This window comes from Dinghuibacter sp., assembly GCF_035492835.1.
In the GTDB taxonomy this organism is placed as follows: domain Bacteria; phylum Bacteroidota; class Bacteroidia; order Chitinophagales; family Chitinophagaceae; genus Dinghuibacter.
Genome location: NZ_DATJIY010000165.1, coordinates 14,595 through 36,026, shown reverse-complemented (window position 1 = coordinate 36,026; position 21,432 = coordinate 14,595). Strand labels below are relative to the sequence as shown.

The following is a 21,432-nucleotide window of genomic DNA, read 5'->3' as shown; positions in this document are numbered from 1 at the left end:
GCTACCCGATCACCAACCGGTCGGCCAGGTCATGAAAATAGCGTGTTGACCAGATTGCCAATACTTTCTGATCGGGGATAAACCGGCTTATATCCGCCTTTACCCTGGACATGTCGACCGTGTCGATGCGTTCATCCAGCAATTCCCGGAATTCCGCGGACGTCAGCGGCGCCGCGGGCGACCAATCGCCACTATCTATTGCTCTTTGTCGAAGATGTTCCAGATGGAGCGGGGTGCCCCTGCGGATATACCATTCCAAGTCGAACCAATCCCTGCCCTTGACGTTAGCGCCCCATTTCCTGAACAAAAAGGCGTGCATTTTACCGGCAAACAGGTCCGGTAAGGAGAAGCATTTTATATAACAGGAAAATGGTTTTAGTAAAAGTTGCTCGTCCGTGATAAATCCCGAGGGTGGGCGTGTATCAATTTCTATCTTTATTTTGATTTTTGCAACCTGATCCAAGCCATTTTGAGGAATGACGCCTTCCAGTATCAGCTCTCTCCAAAGGGTTTCCGATTTCAGGAAAGCCGATTCTATATTATTTTGTTTGGTTTTGGTTTTTTCGCCGACCGAGACCTCCATGCCCAGCGCGGCAAATTCTAGTTTGATAGCGGACAGGTAATGGTCCAATGAAAAATGCTCATCTGGTTGGAGCAACGAAAAGTCCAGGTCTTCTGAAAACCTCGGAAGGTTATAGAACACACGCAATGCCGTTCCCCCGTAGAAAGCCGCTTTCTCGAAGAATCCAGATCTCGAGAGCGCAGCCAGCGCGGTGTCCTGCATGATTTCCCTCAAGGCCTGCATGGCCTGATCCTGATTCCTGGGGTCGTATTCTTCCATCCATTCCCTAATCATAGCGAGGCTATTGTTTCTATCATTTTTTCAAGGCTGTCGCTTTTAGGAGCATCGGCAAGCCATTGGCGGATAGCCGGTATATCCAATGCCTTTAGCTCCTCCTCTCCCATCCGCATATTGGACAGCAGCCAATCTTTTGCAGCGCTTTTGCTCCGAAAGACGAGTCCGGAAGTGGTAATCACTTTATCACACAATGCCTTTTCAGGCGAAGCGCCCATGACGAATTGCCGGTCGGTCAGTTTCCATTGCTGTATGCCAAAGGCGTAATAGGGTAAGGGTAACCTTGTATATGAAAACACGCCAACAGGTGTGGAAAACCTACGGGAGGCCTTTACGGTTACAGATGCGATTTCAAAGACCTGTTCTGGGATAAGACCATGATGAGATAAGGCGCTCTCCAGGGAGACATAGCTTGGTCCAAGGATGTGGTTGGCCAGTAGAAATGGTTCCGGGTTGTCCGCATCGAGCGCCGGGCCAGCGATATAGATCCCCCTTTTTACCGGCTGAAGCCATTGCAGACGAACAAGATCAAGCACCTTGTCATTGGGACGCTTATAGTCCCTTAGGAGCGACATCAGCCATTGATGGGTTATGGGCTGAGTCGATTGGCTTGTCAAATTCTGCCTGATATCCATATATGCAAATGTATAATTTTAATAGGATAATCGGGAAAAAATCGATTAACTTATTAAAATTATACATTTTGGTCGAAAGGGCCCGGATTAGTATCCGGGATTCTGGGTCAGGTTCGGGTTGACGTCCAGCTCGCTTTGGGGAAGGGGTAACAGGAGATGGTTGTTGTCGATGGTATAGCCCTGGGCGGCCTTGATGGATTGGTAGCGGCCGAGGCGGATGAGGTCCCAGCGGCGTTGGCCTTCGGCGCCGAGCTCCCAGTTGCGTTCGTTGACGAGGGCGGTGACGAAGTCGTCGGGGCCGGGGGTGGTGGTAAAGCTGAGGAGCTTGTCTGCGAGACCGGCGCGGGTCCGGACCTGGTTGATGCCGTTGAACTTGGTGGGGTCGGTGGGGTTAATGTCGTTCAGGGCCTCGGACTGCATGAGCAGGACGTCTGCGTAGCGGAGGACGATCCAGTTGTTGCGGCCGCTGGCGCCGGCTTTTACGCCGGGGTCGCGGTACTTGGATATCCAATGGAAGCCGCCGGAGTTGGTGCCGATGTCGACGTTGCGCCGGAGGGTGTCTTCGGGGTCGAAGGAGCTGTAATAGGAGTTCAGGCCGACGAGCGAGCCGTAGCCGCCGAACTGGGGCAGCGTGGTCGGGTCGAACATCCGGTTGGTCAGGTTGACGGGGTTGGGGGCGGCGCCGAACTGGATGCTGAAAATGCACTCGGGGCCGTTCTTGGTACTGACGTTAAAGATGCTGGCGTAGCTGGGCACCAGGGTTAGGACGGTGGGGTTGGCCTGGGAATAGGCGATGACCTTGTTGCACTCGGCCAGGGCGTTCTGGTGGTCCTGGGGGTCGGCAAAGCTGGTGCTGCCGCGCTGGAGGTAGACGCGGGCGAGCATGGCGGAGGCGGCCTCGCTCGACACCATGCCTACCTGGGCGCTGGGTATCTGGCCGAGGTGGACGCAATTGGTTTCGGCGTTCTGGAGGTCGGCGATGATTTGCTGGTAGACCTGGGCGGAGGGGGTGCGTTTGGGGAAAAGCGACACCGAGTCGGAATTGGGCCCGAGCACGAGGGGTACGTCTCCATACGCGCGGACCAGGTCGAAATAGGCCATGCCCCTTAGGAAGGTGGCGTTACCGACGATGTTGTTGCGCGCGTTTACGTCCATATTGATCCCAGGGACATAGGCAATCACGTCATTGGCGTTCTTGACGAGCTTGTAGATATTGGTCCACCAGTTGGTGACTTCGCTGTTGGTCCCGGTGTAGGTGCCGGCGTACAGGTCTCCCCTATCTCCCGAGATCGGGTTGGGATACCAGGCGTCCATGGGCTCGGCGATGATATAGACCGTCCGTTGGTAATAGGTCTGCGCCTGGAGGGGCGAAAAGGCGCCGTTGAGAGCGGATTGGGCGTCGGCGGCGGTTTTGTAGAAGTTGGAGGGCGTCAGGAAGCTGTGCGGGGTTTCGATCAGCTGTTTGTTACAGGCGACGCAGGACAGCAGCGCGATATAAAGGATGGCTTGCTTCATGTTTATTATTTTAAAATCCAAAGTGAACGCCCAACAAGTAGGTGCGGTAGTTCGGATAAGCGTTATAATCGGTCCCCAGGGAAAGGGAGTTGCTCGTCGGGAAAGAGTTGACCTCGGGGTCGTAACCGGGATATTTCGTGATGGTCAGCAGGTTCTGCACCGTCGCGTAGATCGTGGCCGATTTGAATACCGTGGTCACCTTTGGCAGCGGCAGCTCGTAGGAGAGCGTCACCGTCTTGAAACGGAGGAAGCTGCCGTTCTTGATCACGTCGCTGGTGATGCCGGTGCTCCTCCTCAGCGTGCTGCTGACCCGCGGCAGGGTGTTGCTGGTACCGGGGCCGGTCCAGCTTTCCGTTCCGACGTAGGCCAGCCGGTTGAAATTCGGCGAGCCGTTTTCGACCTCGTAGAGGTTCTCGTCGAGGATGTCGTTCCCATAGACGCCTTGTATAAAGACATTGAGGGTAAAACGACCGTAGCTCACGGTATTGGTCATCCCATAGATGAACTTGGGTAGCGCGTGGCCGATGATGGCCCTGTCGGAGCCATTGAGCAGGCTGTCCCCGTTCAGGTCCTTATAGATCGGGTCTCCCGGCTTGACCGCCTGTTTGGTGCCGCTCTCGTTGATCTGTTGCTGGGTCTGCCAGACGCCGCCGAATTCGTACCCATAGAACGAGCCGATCGGCTGGCCGACGAGCAGTATACCCGATTTGAAAGTGGCCGAAGGGAAGACGCTGCCGCTGAGGTCGCCGGCGTAGATTTGTTTGTTGCTCCCGAGGTTGAGCACCTTGTTCTTGTTGGTGGAGAAGTTCAGGGACGTGGTCCACTTGACGCGCCGCGATTCGACGTTGCGGGTCGTGATACCCAGCTCGAAACCCTGGTTCTGGACCGCGCCCGCATTCTCCAGGATGCTGGAGTAGCCGGAGGTCGACGGTATGGTAACGTTTAACAGCAGGTTCGAGGTCTTCTTATGATAGAAATCGCCGGTAAACACCACCCGGTTGTTCCAGAGCCCCAGGTCGACGCCCGCGTCGAAGGAAGCCGTGGACTCCCAGCTGAGGCTGGGATTCGGGATCCGGCTGGGCGATATACCGACTACGGGCGTTGGATTGACGCCCAGGGAATACGTATTGGTAGAATAGCTCGACAACGACTGGTAGTCCCCGATCTCCTGGTTGCCCGTCACGCCATAGCTGGTACGCAGCTTCAGGTCGCTGACCGACGTCCAGCGCTGGGCGAATTTTTCCTGTGAAACCCTCCAGGCGAAAGCGCCCGAGGGGAAATAGCCCCACTTGTTGTTCACGCCAAAACGAGACGAGCCGTCGCCGCGGAGGGTTGCCGTAAAGAGGTATTTATCCATGAGCCGGTAGTTCAACCGGCCGAACCAGGAAGACAGGGCATTGTCCTGGTAGGACGAATTGGGCGTTCCCGGCGTACCGACCCCCAGGTTGTTGTAGCTCTCGGCGTTGGTGGAGAGGTTGGTGATGCCCTCTCCGAAGCTCTTTTGATACCAGTGCTGCAAGGTAAAACCGCCTACGACGTTGACGGCGTGGATGCGGTGGAAGGTGCGGTCGTACGTCAGCGTATTTTCATTCAACCAGGAATAGTTCTGGCTGGAGCTTTGCGACGCCGAGCCGCCGTTGGCTGAAGCGACGTAGAGGTCTGTGGGCACGAACTGACGTTCCCCCCCGTTGGTGTAGTCGATGCCAAAGGTGGTCCTCAGGTGCAGACCCGGGATCACTTCATAGTCGCCGTAAACGTTGGCAAAGGTCCGGAGGTTGTAGACGCCGTCCCTGGCTTCGTTGGCGTAGGCCACCGGGTTGCCGATGGGCGAAACGATGGGGCCGGGTCCGTTGACGTACGTGTAGGCGCCCGTGCTGTCCCGCACACCGAGGATAGGGCTGAAGCGCACGGCGTCCCAAAGCACGCTGGGCGTGGTGCCGCCGCCGCTTGTGTTGACGGTGGGGGCGTTCTGGTAGTCGTAGGAAGCCTGTGAAGAGACGCCTACGTGAACCTTTCCCATATATTGATCGAGGTTGAAGTGTATGACACCCCGTTTGTAGTCCGAGGCGATGATGATTCCCTGCTGGTCGTAGTAGCTCATGCTGAGGTAGTACCGGCTGTTGTCGGTACCGCCGCTCATTCCTACGGACATATTGGAGGTCGGCGCGACGCGGAAAATCTGGTGTTGCCAGTTGGTCCCGGCGCCCATGGCGTCCACCTGGGCCTGCGTGTAGGGCAGCGGGATCGTCGTATTGTTGAGCTGGTTCTGCTGGGTTTGAAGCGTGACCAGGTAGTTGCCGAACTGGTTTGCATTCATCATCTTATATTGCTTCGCGACCTGCTGATCGCCGGTATAGGCGTCGATGGTAAGCGAGCGTCCGGGCCGGCCCCTTTTGGTGGTGATCATCACGACGCCGTTGGCGCCCCGGCTCCCGTAGATGGCTGTGGCGCTGGCGTCCTTCAACACGTCGATGGAGGCCACGTCCGAGGGGTTGATGTCGTTGATGGTCGCGCCGGCGAAACCGTCCACCACGTAGAGCGGCTCGCTGCTGGAGTTGATGGAGTTGGTCCCGCGGATACGGATGGAAAAGACCGTGCCGCCGGGCTGAGATTGGTTTTGGGATACCTGTACGCCGGGGACCTGTCCTTCGAGCATCTGGGAGGTCCCGATCACCGGCTCCTTGTCCACGTCCTTGACAGACACGGAAGAGATCGCGCCGGTCAGGTCCTTTTTACGCGTGGTGCCGTAACCCACGACGACCACGTCTTCCAGGCCTTTGGCTTCCTGCTTGAGGGTGATTTTGCCGGCGCTGGCGGCCTCGATCTCCAGGGTGGCGTACCCCACGGCGGAGACTATAAGGACCGCGCCTTTGTGTTTTACCTCAATGGCAAATGAGCCGTCGTTGCCCGCCAGGGCGCTGGCGTTCGATCCCTTGACCTGGATGGTCGCGCCGGGGATGGGGCTACCGGTGGCGGTCAGCACCACCCCGGATACTTTGTGGTCCGGCGTCCGGACTTGCGCGCGGTCTTGCGCGAAAACGGGCGCGCACAGCAGCGTCAACAACAATACGTGAAGAAGTTTTGGCATAGCAATCAATATTTAAAAAAAACTACAGAAGGTCGATCATCGGGTCGTCGGTTATTTTCTTTATGGCGTCGCCACAGGTCTGGCAGCCATAGTGCTGCCGGCTCCTGAGCAGGATGGGGACAGCGTCGTGGAAGTTGAAGGGATGGATCTGCGGACCCGTCCATTCTTTTGTTTGCTCGATATAGGGTTGGAGGGCGTCGAAGGCCTGTCGCAAGGTTTTACCGCCCGCGGTTTTCAGCGTCCAGAAGTCGGTGCCGAGTCCTTCCGACAGCTGGGCGATGACGTAGAAGGCGTTCAGGATAAAGACGGAATAGTGCAGTGAAGTGGTGCGCTTCAGCTCCTCGGGGAAGAGACCGTCGGTGTTCATCTGGGTGTCGAGGCGTCCTTCGGCGCGCGCGATTATCCGGCGCGCGTCGCTGGTGTCGCCCACGTATAGCGCCATCGACAGGTCCTGGGCGTCGAACCAGACGCTGTGGTTATTCCCTCCGTGCATTTCGGCGACGCCCAGGGGGTTGGTGTACATCCAGGTCCGGAAAGTTTTGAACCAACCTTGTAACGCGGCGTGGTCGGCGGCGGTAAAGGATCTCGAGGTTTGCAGGAGGTCGAGGCCGTCGATGAGGAATATAAAGTTCCGGGTCTCGATCAATCCGTACTGGCGGCCCGGCGTAACCCCCTTGACCGCCTGCCCGTAGTTCAGGTTCGGGTTCATACGGGTAGCGGTGTCCAGGAACCAGACGCGGACCAGCTCCGCGGCTTTTTTCGCGTATTTTTCGTCGCGGGTAAAATACCAGGCCAGGCCAAGGGTATATACATTGGAACAGAGGTCTACGATGTGGTCTTTGTCCTGGTACTGCTTGACCTCGGGGTTGACGTCCCCGTCCCTGTTGATATACGGCAAACCGCCAGGCTTGGAGGGATCGGGCCAGAAATAGGGCGCGATACTCATATAGTCGTGCTTGTCACCGCTGGGGGGCATGCCGTCTTTTTGCATCACGCTCACGGGTCCCCAGGAAAGGAGACCGTCGCCTTCGGCCTTCAGACGCCGGATAGCGGCTTCGTCCGGGCGACGCCTGTGCGTTTGCAGTACAGCCGGGTCGATCTTGACGATGTCGGATTTCGACAACAGCTGCATCTGGGCGCGCCCTTCGCAGACGGCGGCGCAACACGATAATATGGCAAATAGCGTCCTTTTCATCAGCAATCGTATGGTATTATAAACTAGATCAGGAAGTCCTCCCGGTTCGGGCTAAAAGCGTCTATCAACATCCCATCCTCTATACACACCGCTCCATGCAGTTTCTCCGGGGCTACATAATAGGCGTCGCCGGCCTTCAGGATTTGTTTGGTCCCGTCCAGCTCGATCTCGAAAACACCGCTGTCGACAAAAGTAATCTGGGAATGGGGGTGCCGGTGCAGGGCGCCTACGCCCCCGCTTTTGAAACGGACCTTGACCAGCATCAGCCGGTCGTCATACGCCAGTATCTTCCGTTGAACCCCTTCACCTGCGCTTTCCCAGGGCAAGCTTTCGTCGTTGATAAAACCTTTAATCAGGCCGTTTAGCATCATAGGTCAATATTAAATTGCCGCCGTGGGGTTTGGGTGCGGGGCCTCGTTTTATTTTTTCTAATATTATGGCAGCTTCTTTAATGACATTTTAATTTGAGTGGGCATTTTGTGTCGTATTTTTGATAATATTTAACCGGTAACGTTACCGGTAACGCTTCCGGCGCATATATTTGCCCATGCAAAAACCGGCTACCATAAAAGATATTGCTTTACGGCTGGGGTTGTCGATCTCGACGGTTTCCCGGGCCATGCGGAACGCCCCGGACATCAGTCCGGAAACCAAACAAGCCGTCCTGCTCTTGTCCGAGGAGCTCCACTATCAACCCAACCGGCTTGCCCTCAGCCTCCGGCAAAAGCAGACGCACACCATCGGCGTCATCGCGCCCAACCTGGACTATGTCCTGTCGACCATGATCCGCGGTATCGACGAGGTCGCACTGGAAGCCGGGTATACGGTCATGGTCTGCCAAAGCAACGAGTCCTTCGGCAGGGAAATCCTGAACACGGGGCGGTTGCTCGACAGCCTGGTGGATGGTTTTATCGTATCGGTGTCGAGCGAGACAAAAATTTTCGACCACCTCAAGAAAATCCAGGCCAGGGGTTTGCCCATGGTGGTGTTCGACCGCGTCACGCCGCAGCTCAGCGCGCCCAGCGTCCGGCTCGACAATGAGGAAGGCGGATACCTGGCGACGGAACACCTGCTCGACCAGGGGTACAAACGCATCGCCATGCTGGCGGGCCCCGCCAACCTAGGGGTCAGCAACACCCGCGTGGAGGGATACCTGCGGTCGCTGAAACGCCGCGGGGTAGCCATCGACAAAAAACTGGTCATCCACTGCGACTTCAATCAGGACTACGCTTACTATGCGACCCAGGAGCTGCTGGCGCAACGCCGCCGGCCCGACGCCATCTTTACCATCAGCGACCGCATGGCGCTGGGAGCCATGCTGGCGATCAAGGAAAAGGGGCTGTCGATGCCGCAGGACATCGGCCTGGTGGGTTTTAACAACGAACCCGTGATGCGGCTGCTGACGCCGGCGATTTCCAGCGTGGACATGCCCTCCTTTGAACTGGGAAAGGCGGCGGCAAAACTATTTATCGAGGTGATGCACAACAACGAGGATATGCGGATGGTGGAGGAGGTGCTCAAACCCCGGTTGATCGTAAGGGAGTCATCAAAAAGATTGTAGATATGAAACCCATTACCAAAAACGACGTAGAAGGAGTCAGGGGCGAGATCTATCACATGATCATCTTCGCCATGGCCTGGGTACTGATCGGCGAGTACGCCATCAATTTTGCGGACTATGCGCTGACCGGCGGGATCGTCCTGGCCATCGTGGTGGCCCTGACGCTGGTGTCCGAGAACCTGTATGGCAGGGAGGACGACCTGCCGGATGTAGCGGCGCCGGGACGGCGACGCGCGCGTAACTATGCCCTCATCTTCATCTTCGAGGGTATCGCCATTATGGTCACCTGGGTAGCCTTGCTGCGTTTGGGTTATGAGACCTGGGTCATACCGGCCTTCGCCGGGGTCGCCGGGTTGCACTTCATCCCGCTGGCGGCCGTAGTCCGGCAGGGCTCCTATTACATACTTGGGATCTGGATCATGGCGGTGGCTGCCGCGGGATTTTTCCGGATGCGGTCGGGCGTTATGCCGGACTACCAGGTCGAGTGCCTCATAGCGTACGGGTGTACGCTTGGCGCGGTCGTGGACGCGGGGTGGATCGTGCTGCGGACCTATCGGCGGCTAAAGTAGACCCTCCGGCGACGGGTTTTGCCGATTCACCGATTGCGGAAAATGGCCGGTTCGCAACGATGATAGCTTTAGGGTACCAAAAACACAGTTATGGAACCCAAAGTTCTTTCCCTTCCCAAACACCACGGGACCTTCATCGGCACCGACCTAATGCTCAACGTCGGTCTGAAAGAATCTTTTATCCGCGGATTCGTAGGCATTTTTGTCCTGGTGCCGCTGTTCGGCCTGATAGACCACAGGGTACTGTGGTTCGGGTCGCCGGTGATCGCCTATTTATATGTGAGCGCCCTCTCACACTTTTGCGTGATTCGCTATATGTGGCGGCACTGGGTCAAACACGAGAAGGACCCGCTGCTGAAGGACCTGCCGGCGGACCTGTATGTTCCCGGCCGGGCGGCCTAAGCAGGCCCCAGACCAGCACTAAAAATTCAAAACGATGGCGACATACCAGGGCCCGGGGTTTTTGGTACATTTAATGACGATGACCAACAACCGGTTTGTCTATTTTATACTTGGCGCCTTTATCGCCAGCGCCTTGCTGTTATTTGCGCTCCAGTACAATTCACGCAAAGGCATACGGCGGCTGATCGAAGGCAACGAGCAGCTGGCGGACGAATTAAGGGCCGGCAATGCCCTCCGCCAGGCGGAACGGGACATTCTTTCCAGCGAAAGCAGGATAAGGGCGTCGGTAGCTACCCGGGATACGAGCTACCTGGTGGGTGTGGACGATTTGGTGGCGGAGGCCGTGGTCAACCTGGACACGCTACGCCGGGTATTCAAAGACGACAGCATCCGTTTTTACCTGGACGGCCTGGCCGTGCTGAGCAAACGGAAGGAGGCGCTGTCCCACGAGCTGCTATCGGAATACCGCTCCGGCGGCCGGTTCCCCGTGGACATACTCGCCACCAGCCCGCTGGCAAAACGGGACTCCAACCGGATAGACCTCCTGACGCGGAATATCTACCGCAAGCGCCAGCGGTCATTGACCGAGCTGCAGCAGTCCATCACCGAGGACGGGCGGCAGGTGCAACGCCTGGAGGTGCTGCTGGTGATCGTGGGCGTGGTCAGCGGGGGCATATTCTTTTGGTTTATCGTCAACCGGATCATGCACCAGAACCGGGTGATCCGGCAGCTCGATGCGTCCGAAAAGGTCAAGGAGAACTTCCTTGCCAACATGAGTCACGAGATACGCACGCCATTGAACGGTATACTGGGTTTTACGGCGCTCCTGAAGAACGAAAACAAGGATGCGGCGCTGGCGGAGTTTATAGATTCGATCGACCGGTCGGGTGAAAACCTACTGGCGATCGTAAACGACATCCTGGATATTTCAAAGATCGAAGCAGGTATGATCCGTATCGAAAGCGTCCCGTTCAGCCTGCGGAACATGCTCGGCTCGGTGAAGGTCATGTTCGGCAACCGAATACGGGAAAAGGGGCTGGAGCTTCGCATGACCGTCGATGAGACGCTGCCCGACCTCTTTGACGGGGACCTGATGAGGCTTACCCAAATCCTGGTGAATTTGCTCGGGAACGCAGTGAAGTTCACGGAAAAGGGGCATATCGACCTGGACGTCTTTGGCAGTCCGGGGGGCGGCGGCGGTTTGCTGCTGCACTTCACGGTCAGCGATACCGGCATCGGCATTGAAAAGAGCAAGCTGCCCCTCGTCTTCGACCGCTTCCAACAGGCTGAAAGCTCCACAGCCCGGCGGTATGGAGGCACTGGTCTTGGCCTGTCCATCGTCAGGGACCTGGTGACCTTGCAAAAAGGACACATCGAGGTGGACAGCGAACCGGGGAAGGGGACGCGGTTTTACTTCACCATACCCTACGCGCTGCACCGGGAACCCCTGGCGGAAAAAGCGATGGCTGAAGTCGAGGAACGGCATTTCCACCCGGCCCGGTTGCTCGTCGTCGAGGACAACGCCATGAACCAAAACCTCCTGCGCCACCTGCTGACCGGGTGGCAGTTCTCTTTTGACATCGTGGGTGGGGCGATGGAAGCGATCCGCGCCCTGGTAAACGGCTCGTACCATCTCGTCCTGATGGACATCCAAATGCCGGAGATGGACGGCTATGCGGCGACCCGTTATATCCGGCGCGAGCTCCGTCTCGATATTCCCATCGTCGCCATGACGGCGCACGCGATGGCGGGGGAAAGGGAAAAATGCCTGGCCGCCGGCATGAACGAATACTTGTCAAAACCCTTGCGGGAAAAAGACCTCTACGACATGATCGTCCGCTTCGCGCAGGAATTCCGGTACATCGACCTGGGTTATATGAAAGAGGTCAGCAAGGGCAACCGGGAATACGAAACCCTGGTCACGGAACAGTTTATCAGCGAGACGCCGGGCGACCTGGACGCGTTGGCCAGCGGTGATGTCCAGGCACGCCGGCGCACGGCCCACCACATGAAGAACAACCTGGCCGTCATGGGGTTGCTGGAAAGGCTACAGCCCGACCTGGACGCCCTTGAATACGAGGAGCTGACGGAATCTCAAGCCGCCGCCCACATCGACGCCGTCCGGGTGGCTTGCCTGGGCGCGCTGGAGGAAGCCCGCCGGCTGATGGGTTTTCCCTAAATTTATGGCATGAATGTGCTGATCGTAGACGACAACAAAATTGCGCGGGCGACGCTCCGGCAGCTTGCTTCGCAGATCGGCGACCTGACCGTGGCTGCCGAGTGCGCCGGCGCCATGGAAGCCTATAATTTCCTCCAGACGGCCCCGGTAGACCTCCTGCTGCTCGACATCGAAATGCCCGGGATAACGGGTTTGGAGCTGACGCAAAACCTGGGCGACAAACGTCCGATCATCGTCTTCATCACTTCCAAGCGGGACTACGCGGTAGAGGCGTACGAGCTGAACGTCGCCGATTATATCATCAAGCCGGTGACGCCCGCGCGCTTTGTCCGGGCGATCGAAAAAGTCCGGGACCTCCTGGACAGCGGCAGCGAGGATACCAACGTCCTCGACGACGAGTTCATTTTTATCCGGGACTCGACGATCGTCCGGCGTTTAAAGCTGGACCATATCCTGTACGCGGAGGCGATGGGCGACTACGTCAAGCTGTTCACCAAAGAAAAATTCTACGCGGTGCACAATACCTTGAAGGCGCTGGAAGAAAGGCTCCCGCCGTCGAAGTTCCTGCGGACCCATCGTTCCTATATGGTCGCCATCGACAAGATCGACACGATCCAGGACGGCGCCATCGTCATCGAGGGCAAGCCCATCCCGGTGGCAGATGCGTATCGCGCGAAACTCAACGACCGGATGAATATCTTTTAGCTCCGGCTACACTTTTTGCCCGCTCACCGATTGGCGCCTTTCCCGCCCTTGCCGTCGCGATAGTTTTGGGGCATGCGACGGACATTACTTCTTTTACTGCTCTTAGGGCCATTGGGGCTGGCCGCCCAGGACACCGCCATTGTGCTGACCTTGCCGCGGGCGCTGGGCATCGCGCGGGCGAACTATGCCGGTCTCCGGGAAAAACGCGCGTACGCGGAGGCTTCCGCGCGGGAATTACAGGCGGACAGGCGGGACGGGCTGCCGGACGCAACGCTGGGGATCGAACAAGCTTTCGGGACGTTGAACGGCCTCAATGGACTCTCCTCCGGTCAGCCGGGGCTGACGACGCTGACCAACGGACCCGTTGTCACTACGCAAAACTGGAATGCTGCGTTCGGGGCGTTGTATGTGTCGAACATCGACTGGAACATCTATTCTTTCGGGTTGCAAAGGGCGCACGTCGCGGTGGGCGCCGCACAGTACCGGCAAGACCAGGAGGACCTCCGGCAGTCGGTCTTTCAGCAGGAGGTGCGGGTCGCGGGCGCGTATCTATCCTTGCTGGCGGCACAGCGCGTGCGCATGGCGATGGAAGACAACCTGGCGCGTGCGCTGGACCTGCGGGAGGTTATCCTCGCACGGACGCTCAATGGGTTGAACCCCGGCGTCGACAGCTCCATCGCCGACGCGGAGGTTTCCCAGGCGCGGCTGTCGCTCATCGACGCACAGAACTACGAGGACGTCCGGGCAAATGAACTGGCCACCGGGATGGGTGTCGCGCCGCAGAAGTTCGCGCTGGATACGTCCTTCTCGCTCGGGCTGCCGCCGGATACGCTGGGCGCCGTCGCCGACGTCTCGGGTAATCCGGTGTTGCAATTTCTCAGCGCGCGCATCGGCACCAGTGATAAGCTGGCCGGTTATATACATAAATCGGGGCTCCCGCGGATTTCGCTGTTTGGCGTCGGACAGGAGCGCGGATCGGGTTTTGGTTCGAACTATTCGAATGACCCGGGGGATGTCTCGTCGGATTACCTCCAGGGTGTGAACCCCTACCGAACGAACTATCTGCTGGGTATAGGGCTTACCTGGAACCTGACCGGGCTCTCCCGTGTCAAGGCCCGGACCGCGGCGCAACGCTTCCGTTCGGAGGCGCTGGCGAGCGATTACGACCTGGCGCAAAGCAAGCTGCTCAACCAGCTGGCGCTCTCAGACCGGCAGATCGGCCACGCGCTGGCCAGGTACCGGGAAACTCCGGTCCAGCTGCGATCGGCGTCCGACGCCTACGGACAAAAGAAAGCCTTATACGAAAACGGGTTGAACACGATCGTGGACGTCACCCAGACGCTCTACCTTCTCAACCGCGCGGAAATAGACCGGGACATCGCCTGTAACGCCGTCTGGCAGGCCATCCTGTTCAAAGCCGGGACCGCCGGCGACCTGAACCTCTTTTTAAAACAACTCTAAACTTAAGGGTATGAACCTCATTTCTTCCGCCTTGCGTAAGCCGATCTCGGTGATCGTATTGGTCTCCGCGTTGGTCCTTTTTGGCGTGGTGGCGGTTACGCGGATCAACATCGACATCTTTCCCCAACTGGACATACCCACCATATATGTATCGCAGCCGTATGGCGGGATGTCGCCGCAGCAAATGGAAGGTTTCGTGGCAACCAATTACCAGAACCTGTATCTCTATGTCAGCGGGATCAAGTCCATCGAAACCAACAACGTACTGGGGTTGAGCCTGCTCAAGCTCAGCTTCTACAGCGGCACCAATATGGCCCAGGCCGCGGCGGAAGTCACGTCGCTGACCAACCGTGCTTTTGCCGAAATGCCGCCGGGCACTCCGCCGCCGATCATCATCCGTTTTGACGCCTCGACCTTGCCCGTCGGTCAGCTCACCCTGAGCAGTCCCATCCGGAGCAACAACGAGCTACAGGACCTGGCCAGCGTATGGGTACGGCCCGGTTTTGCGCAGGTGCCCGGCCTTTCTTCACCCCCACCCATCGGCGGTAACGTCCGCACGGTAGTCGTCAAGGTGGACCCGGTGCTTATGCGCAGCCACAACGTGACACCCGACCAGATCACCGCGGCCATCAAGGACAATAACCATATTTCTCCGGCGGGGACCGTCAATATCGGCAAGACCAGCTACCTGACGCCCGCCAACACGGTGCTACCCGCCATCCCGGACTTTGGGAACATCCCGGTCCTGTACCAGAACGGCGCCACCATCTATGTAAAGGATGTGGCGACGGTGGAAGACGGCGCCGACGTGACGTCGGGCTTTGCCTATATCGACGGGAAGCGTTCGATTTATATCCCGATCATCAAAAACGCCAATGCCTCCACCTGGTCGGTCGTCCAGGCGTTGAAAAAGGCGATCCCGCACATGCAAAACCTTTTGCCGCCCGACGTGACGCTGAAATATGTCTTCGACCAGAGCGTCTATGTCATCGACTCGGTGAGGAGCCTGATCCTGGAAGGTGTCATCGGGGCCCTTCTCACGTCCCTGATGGTGCTATTGTTCCTTAAGGATTGGCGGAGCGCCCTGATCGTCGTGGTCAACATCCCCATCTCCGTCATCACGAGCACCCTGCTCCTGAAGCTCTGTGGTCAAACGATCAATATCATGACCCTGGGCGGCCTGGCCCTGGCGATCGGCGTACTGGTGGACGAGTCCACGGTGACGATCGAAAACATCCACCGGCACCAGGAAATGGGCAAGACCCGGGCCCGCGCCATAGCGGACGCGTGTCATGAAATCGCGCTCCCCAAGCTGCTGATCCTGTTGTGTACCCTCGCTGTTTTCGCGCCGGCCTTCTTTATGACCGGGGTACCCCAGGGGATGTTCCTTCCGTTGTCCATGGCCGTGGGCTTTTCGATGATACCGGCGTACCTGTTGTCTCAGACGCTGGTGCCGGTGTTGTCCAACTGGATACTCCGGCAACGGGAGGTAGTGAAACACGGCGGTGGCGGGTTCGAACGGTTCAAGGACAGGGTCGTTTTGGTTTTGCGCAGCGCCATGAAACGTTCGAGGACCATTATAGCGCTCTATTTTGCCGGCGCCTTCGGCCTCGTTTTGTGGTTCGCGTCGTCGATCGGCAAGGACATCCTGCCCGCGGCGAACGACGGCCAGTTCCAGGTGCGGCTAAGGGCGCCGGAAGGGTCCCGGCTGGAGCACACGGAGGCCACGCTGCTCGGCGCACAGCAGGTACTCTATAGGTTGGTGGGCGGCCGGCAAAACGTGGACATCGTTTCGGCCTTCGCGGGGCAACAGCCCTCCTCCTTCCCCACCCTGCCGATCATCCTCTTCACCAGCGGGTCGAATGAAATCCTGATGCAGGTAGCGATGAAATCGTCTTTTCACATGGACGTCGACGAGCTGGAAGAGCGCTACCGCCGGGCCATGGCCGCAGCCATGCCTGATGTGACGCTCTCGTTCGAGCCGATCGACATGACCGACAAGATCATGAGTCAGGGCGCGGCCACCCCCATAGAGGTCGCGGTAAAAGGACCCGACCTGAATGCCAGCGAGTCGTACGCGGAGAAAGTAATGGCGGCGCTGCGGCGCGTGCCTTTCCTGCGGGATATAGCCTTGAAGGAACAATTGCACAACCCCGCGATCCGGGTCGATATCGACCGTGACAAAGTGAAGCAATTCGGGTTGACGATGGCGGACGTGTCGAGCTCGCTGACAGAGGCCACCTCTTCCAGCCGCTATACCGAAAAGATGTTATGGCTAAACCAGCAGAACGCCAATTCCTACGAGGTACAGGTCGAAGTGCCGCAGACGGACCTGGTCGCGATCGATGACCTGGCCGGGATCCCGGTGCGCCCCAACAGCGCGCGGCCCCTGCTGGGGGACGTGGCCACGCTGACCCAGGACCAGGTGGTAGGAGAATACGACCGCCAGGGAGCGACACGGTTTTTATCGATCGGAGCCAACATCTATGGCAAAGACCTGGGGTCCGCAGCCTCCGCGGTCCGGGCCGTGCTCGCGTCGGTGGGCGCGCCGCCCCGGGGTGTTTCCGTGGAAACCCGCGGGCTTACCAGCTTGCTGACGGATACGCTCGACAGCCTCCAGACCGGCCTCCTGATCACGGTAGTGGTGCTCCTGCTCCTGCTGGCGGCGAATTATCAATCGTTCAGCCTCGCGCTCGTCGTCGTCACGGCTATCCCGGCGGTGCTGGCGGGGTCCCTGGCGATGTTGCTGGCCACGGGTTCGACGTTGAACCTGCAGTCCTATATGGGGATCATCATGTCGGTCGGGGTTTCGGTCGCCAACGCGATCCTCCTGGTGACCAATGCCGAGGAAATCCGTAAGTCGGGCGCCGACGCCGCGGAGGCGGCGATCCAGGCGGCGGAGCTCCGGCTCCGGCCGATCCTGATGACCAGCATTTCGATGGTGGTGGGAATGATCCCCATGGCTTCCGGTTTTGGCGAAGGCGCCCAGAGCGCACCGCTCGGCCGCGCGGTCATCGGCGGGCTCATAGCCTCCACGCTGGCGTCCCTGCTCATCCTGCCGTTGATTTTTTACCGGGTGCACCGGAAAGCGTCGGTGACATCGGTTTCACTCGATCCGGACGACCCGGAGAGCATATTGTTCGACAAGGTAAATCATGCGTAATATGAAACAGTTTATTCCCCTTCTTTTCCTTTTGGCCGCTTGCGGGCATGGGTCCGTGGTCGCGCCGGCTGCTGTGAAAGACAGCGTCTTCGTACAAACATTTCCCTTGAGCAAGGGGCAGCTGACCACTGCCATGAGCCTGCCCGGCCAGTTGCTGCCATTCCAAACGGTCGACCTGTATGCAAAGGTCCCCAGTTTTGTCAAGGATATGTATGTGGACGTAGGCAGCAAGGTTCAACGCGGGCAATTGCTGGCGACGCTCGAGGCGCCCGAGCTACAGGCGTCCCGCTCCGCGTCCGAGTCCCTGTTACACACGCAGGAGGCCCTCTACCGGGCCAGCAAGGCGACCTACGACCGGCTCTATGCCACGAGCAGGATACCGGGTACGATCTCCCCGAACGAGCTGGAGATCGCGCTTGGTAAGATGGGCTCGGACAGCGCCAACCTGGCCGCCGCGCGGTCCAAATACCAGGAAGCGACGGACCTGCAGTCCTACCTCGAGGTCCGGGCGCCCTTCGACGGCATCATCAGCGCGCGGAATACCTATCCAGGGGCGTACGCGGGTCAAGGCGTGGCCACCCCGCTGATGACCCTACAGGAGCAGGCGCGCCTGCGGCTCGTTATCGATGTACCGGAGGTGGCTACCGCCTACTTCCGGAACAAGGATACGGTGCGCTTCACCGTATCGACCCTTCCGGGACGCACTTTTTCGGCGGTCGTTACCCGGATGGCGGGCGCCGTCGATCCGTCGCTGCGGACGGAAAATATCCAGATGGACGTCGTCAATTCCCATGGGGAACTTTTGCCGGGGATGTTTGCGCAGGTATCGTCCAACCTGGTAGGTTCACCGGATGTGTTCGTCGTGCCGCTGTCCGCGGTGACGGGAAACTCGAGGGACATCTTCGTGATCCGGGTGCGGCGGGGGGTTACCGAATGGGTGCCCGTCCAGAAAGGCCGCACCTCCGGAGGTAAGGTCGAGGTCTACGGGGACCTGGCGACGGGGGATAGCCTTATTGCCACAGCCACGGATGAATTAAAGCAGGGCACCCCGGTATTCGTAAAACAATAAATCCTTTTTATGAAATATCTACTTGTTTGCTGCTGCTGTTTTTTTGCGGCCTGCGGCCGCGCACCGGAGGCGCCACCCGCGTATACGCCCGGGTTCGGAGAACTGATGCTCAACATCCAAATCCATCACGCCAAGTTGTGGTTCGCCGGGGACAGCGCCAACTGGCCGCTCGCGGAATATGAAGAAAGTCTTATACGGAGCGGGTTTAAAAAACTGTCGCTGTATCATGGAGCATCGGCGGACGGGCGGTTTTTGCCGATGATCGTGGGGCCGTTGGACAGCATCGATGCGGCCATATCGCTCAAGGACCCTTCGGCTTTTCATAGGGGCTTTCTCTTGCTGACGACCACCTGCAATAATTGCCATGTGGTCACGTCTCACGGGTTCAATGCGATCACGGTGCCCGTGGCGCCGCCGATCGGCAATCAACGGTATTCGGTCCCTGCGAAATGATAGGTACCGGAAGCCAGGCGTCGCTCCGGTTGGTTGGGCAGCTTCAGGATGGCTTCGGCGCCGGGTGGTATGGTGGCGTCGTATTCCCAACCGTCGGCGTTGTTGGTCCAGGAGGATTTTATCGGGCCGTAGGGGCAGTCGTGTTCGCAGCTGAAGTTTTTGACGGTTTGGATGATGTGCGGTTCGAGGAGTATTCGCTTGAAGCCCGGCATCGTGGGGTCGGGGCGGATGCCGCCCAGGGCCTTGTACATCCAGGCCCCGATTTCGCCAAACATGATATGGTTCCGGGAGATGTCGGTTTTGGCCTCCATCGGCCAGTTCTCCTGGAGGGTCGTCAACCCGTTGACGATCCAGTAGCCCCAGGAGGGTTCGGTGGTGGCGCTGGCCAGCCGGTACGCCAGAACGGGGTAGCCGTTTTCGGACAGGGCATTGAGAATGGTCTTGGTACCCAGGAGACCGACGTCGAGCTTGACGCTGTCGGCGTTGACGCGGTCGGCTAATTTCGCCGCGGTTTTTGCAATCAGGCTGTTTGGCACCAAGCCGCGGTACAGCGCGGTGCTGAGCTCGGTCTGGAAGCCCTGGTCGTAGTTGCCGGTAGCGGGGTCGAGCCATTTTTTATTGAAGGCATCCTTGATGTGGGTAGCGAGGCTGTCGTAGTTATCGCCTTTCCGCCGCAGGATTTTTGATATGTCCGCGAGGATTTTGGCGTCGGTATAATAAAAGGCGGTCGACGTGAAGGGCACCGGCGTCTGCGACTTCACGGGTATCCAGTCGCCCAGGCCCCAGGTGCAGATGCCGTCGGGGAAAAGGGTGGCGATGTGGTCGACGTATCGTTTGATGGCGTCGTAGTTCTGGGAGAGGATGGTCGTGTCGCCATAAAAAAGGTACACCGTCCAGGGTATGATCGCCACCGAGCTGGTCCAGTCCGGACCGTTGCCCCATTCGTATCCCCAGCCGTCGGAGGGGATGATGCTCGGGAGCACGCCGTTGGGCTGTTGTTCGTCCCGGTGATCGGCCAGCCATTTCTCGTATACCGTGATACCGTCGAAGCTATAAAGACCGGTTTCGACCGCGGTGTGGGCGTCGCCGGTCCAGCCGTTCTTTTCCCGTTGCGGACAGTCGGTGGGATAACCAAAGAGGTTGGACAGGTAGGAGTTGTTCGTGGCGGCCCAGACCTTCTGGAGGATGGAGTCGGAGGTGGCTATCTTACCTGCCCGGGGCACGTCGGAGTGCATGAAGTAGGCCTTCAGGCCTTCTATGCGTATGGGTTTGTCCGACTTTACTTCCACATATTGAAAGCCCTTATAGTTGAAAGCCGGGCTGAAGGTTTCGCGACCCGTGCCCTTGCAGATGTATATGTCCGTTTGGAACGGGTCGGTGTTGTCGTGCGGGCGGTAATGGACGTTGATATTTGATTGATCGACGTGACCGGTGGGGTAGATGCGTTCGCCGTGGGTGAGGGTAATGGTGGTGCCTTTTTCGGCGTTTAGCGTTATTTCGGAGACGCCCGCGATGTTCCTGTGCAGGTCGAAGACCACATCCGTGTCGCTGAAGCGTTTGCTGACTTCCGCGTTTAGCGTGTCTTCGCGGCGGATGGGGACCATGGCCTCGGATACGATGTTCCTCGAGGGCGCGTCGGCGTATTCCGGTTCGCGCCAGGCGGTGTCGGCGTAGGAGATTTCATTCCATCCGGGGATTTCTTTATTGGCGTCATAGTGTTCGCCGGTATAGATGCTGTTGAATATCCGCGGGCCGAGGGTCGTCCGCCATTCCTTGCCGGTGGAGATCGTCTCGACCGAACCGTCGGTATAGGTCAGCCGGAGGTCCATGTCGAAGGACGGTCTGGCCCGCCAGGGGGCCTTGTCGAAATACCACACCGCGGTTGACTGGAGGTTGTACCAGCCGTTGCCGAGCTCGACGCCGATGGCGTTTTTGCCGTCTACGATGTCCCGGGTGACGTCGTAGGTGACGTAAAGGTTCCGGCGGTCAAAACGGGTGTACATGGGGTCGAGGGCGTGGTCGCCGATGCGGTGGCCGTTGATGTACAGCTGGTAAAGGCCGGCCACGGCGATGTATGCCCTCGCTTCTTTTATGGGTTTGGCGGCGTTAAAGGTCCTCCGGAAAAGCCCGGCGGGTTTGAGGGCGATATTCCGGCTGTCGGTAATCCAGTTGCCCTTCCAGTGGGACTCGCCCATCATGCCGGTTTCGAAGGTCGAGGTGCTTATCGTTTGGGGCCGGCCGTTCTTGTCCCAGGCTTGGACGGTCCAATAGTATTTGGTAAAGGGCCTTAAAGGGCTTCCCTCGTAGGAAATGAGCTGGGCGCCCGAGGCGATCTTTCCGGAGTACCAGACGGCCCCCTGGTCGGTGCGCACGGTGATGCTATAGGCGGATTGGTCGCCTTTATCCAATTGCCAGGACAGACGCGGGTGTGGGGCGTCTATGCCCAAAGGGGCTATCAGGTGTTCGCATTGGAGGTTGGTTTGAGCATCGGCGGCCCCTGTGAGGGCTACGCCAATGGCCAGGACGATACAGGTGCGCAATGACATGGGATAAAGCTAAGGAAGCCGCGCTTAACAACTCT

At 58.5% G+C, this 21,432-nt stretch carries 16 protein-coding genes; 9 read left to right on the top strand and 7 right to left on the bottom strand.

Going from position 1 to position 21,432, the window contains the following annotated elements:
* Nucleotide 1 precedes the first annotated feature (1 nt).
* From VL547_RS15635 to VL547_RS15610, 6 genes are all read right to left on the bottom strand, one after another.
* On the bottom strand, nucleotides 2-841 hold the full coding sequence (locus tag VL547_RS15635; RefSeq protein ID WP_325579460.1) for a nucleotidyl transferase AbiEii/AbiGii toxin family protein: 840 nt from the start codon (nucleotides 839-841) through the stop codon (nucleotides 2-4).
* An 11-nt stretch (nucleotides 842-852) separates the two neighbouring features.
* Complete coding sequence (locus VL547_RS15630) at nucleotides 853-1,491, bottom strand: hypothetical protein (protein WP_325579458.1); 639 nt, start codon at nucleotides 1,489-1,491, stop codon at nucleotides 853-855.
* An 87-nt stretch (nucleotides 1,492-1,578) separates the two neighbouring features.
* Complete coding sequence (locus tag VL547_RS15625; protein ID WP_325579456.1) at nucleotides 1,579-3,006, bottom strand: RagB/SusD family nutrient uptake outer membrane protein; 1,428 nt, start codon at nucleotides 3,004-3,006, stop codon at nucleotides 1,579-1,581.
* 10 nt (nucleotides 3,007-3,016) lie between these two features.
* A complete protein-coding gene (locus tag VL547_RS15620; RefSeq protein ID WP_325579454.1) occupies nucleotides 3,017-6,094 on the bottom strand; it encodes a TonB-dependent receptor in 3,078 nt (1,025 codons plus the stop codon).
* A 22-nt stretch (nucleotides 6,095-6,116) separates the two neighbouring features.
* On the bottom strand, nucleotides 6,117-7,289 hold the full coding sequence (locus VL547_RS15615) for an alginate lyase family protein (protein WP_325579452.1): 1,173 nt from the start codon (nucleotides 7,287-7,289) through the stop codon (nucleotides 6,117-6,119).
* Nucleotides 7,290-7,312: 23 nt separating this feature from the next.
* On the bottom strand, nucleotides 7,313-7,660 hold the full coding sequence (locus VL547_RS15610) for a cupin domain-containing protein (RefSeq protein ID WP_325579449.1): 348 nt from the start codon (nucleotides 7,658-7,660) through the stop codon (nucleotides 7,313-7,315).
* A 176-nt stretch (nucleotides 7,661-7,836) separates the two neighbouring features.
* Between VL547_RS15610 and VL547_RS15605 the strand changes: the two genes are divergently transcribed.
* The 9 genes from VL547_RS15605 to VL547_RS15565 all read left to right on the top strand — a co-directional run bounded on the left by VL547_RS15605 (nucleotide 7,837) and on the right by VL547_RS15565 (nucleotide 18,851).
* Nucleotides 7,837-8,850: a LacI family DNA-binding transcriptional regulator gene (locus VL547_RS15605; RefSeq protein ID WP_325579447.1), complete on the top strand. Its 1,014-nt coding sequence runs from the start codon at nucleotides 7,837-7,839 to the stop codon at nucleotides 8,848-8,850.
* Nucleotides 8,851-8,852: 2 nt separating this feature from the next.
* Nucleotides 8,853-9,419 carry a hypothetical protein gene (locus VL547_RS15600; protein WP_325579445.1) on the top strand — a complete coding sequence of 189 codons (567 nt, stop codon included), beginning with the start codon at nucleotides 8,853-8,855 and terminating at the stop codon, nucleotides 9,417-9,419.
* Between the two features lie 90 nt (nucleotides 9,420-9,509).
* Nucleotides 9,510-9,821 carry a hypothetical protein gene (locus tag VL547_RS15595; protein WP_325579443.1) on the top strand — a complete coding sequence of 104 codons (312 nt, stop codon included), beginning with the start codon at nucleotides 9,510-9,512 and terminating at the stop codon, nucleotides 9,819-9,821.
* Nucleotides 9,822-9,855: 34 nt separating this feature from the next.
* A complete protein-coding gene (locus VL547_RS15590) occupies nucleotides 9,856-12,000 on the top strand; it encodes an ATP-binding protein (protein WP_325579441.1) in 2,145 nt (714 codons plus the stop codon).
* 9 nt (nucleotides 12,001-12,009) lie between these two features.
* On the top strand, nucleotides 12,010-12,705 hold the full coding sequence (locus tag VL547_RS15585) for a LytTR family DNA-binding domain-containing protein (protein ID WP_325579439.1): 696 nt from the start codon (nucleotides 12,010-12,012) through the stop codon (nucleotides 12,703-12,705).
* A gap of 72 nt (nucleotides 12,706-12,777) precedes the next feature.
* Complete coding sequence (locus tag VL547_RS15580) at nucleotides 12,778-14,166, top strand: TolC family protein (RefSeq protein ID WP_325579437.1); 1,389 nt, start codon at nucleotides 12,778-12,780, stop codon at nucleotides 14,164-14,166.
* A gap of 10 nt (nucleotides 14,167-14,176) precedes the next feature.
* Complete coding sequence (locus VL547_RS15575) at nucleotides 14,177-17,329, top strand: efflux RND transporter permease subunit (protein WP_325579434.1); 3,153 nt, start codon at nucleotides 14,177-14,179, stop codon at nucleotides 17,327-17,329.
* A gap of 1 nt (nucleotide 17,330) precedes the next feature.
* Nucleotides 17,331-18,398: an efflux RND transporter periplasmic adaptor subunit gene (locus VL547_RS15570; protein ID WP_325579432.1), complete on the top strand. Its 1,068-nt coding sequence runs from the start codon at nucleotides 17,331-17,333 to the stop codon at nucleotides 18,396-18,398.
* 9 nt (nucleotides 18,399-18,407) lie between these two features.
* Nucleotides 18,408-18,851: a hypothetical protein gene (locus tag VL547_RS15565; RefSeq protein ID WP_325579430.1), complete on the top strand. Its 444-nt coding sequence runs from the start codon at nucleotides 18,408-18,410 to the stop codon at nucleotides 18,849-18,851.
* On the opposite strand, the gene VL547_RS15560 is transcribed toward VL547_RS15565, so the two are convergent.
* The gene (locus VL547_RS15560) at nucleotides 18,824-21,397 is read right to left on the bottom strand and encodes an alpha-L-rhamnosidase (RefSeq protein ID WP_325579428.1); all 2,574 of its coding nucleotides are present in this window, start codon (nucleotides 21,395-21,397) and stop codon (nucleotides 18,824-18,826) included. The two genes, VL547_RS15565 and VL547_RS15560, sit on opposite strands and share 28 nt — an antisense overlap.
* Between the last annotated feature and the right edge of the window lie 35 nt (nucleotides 21,398-21,432).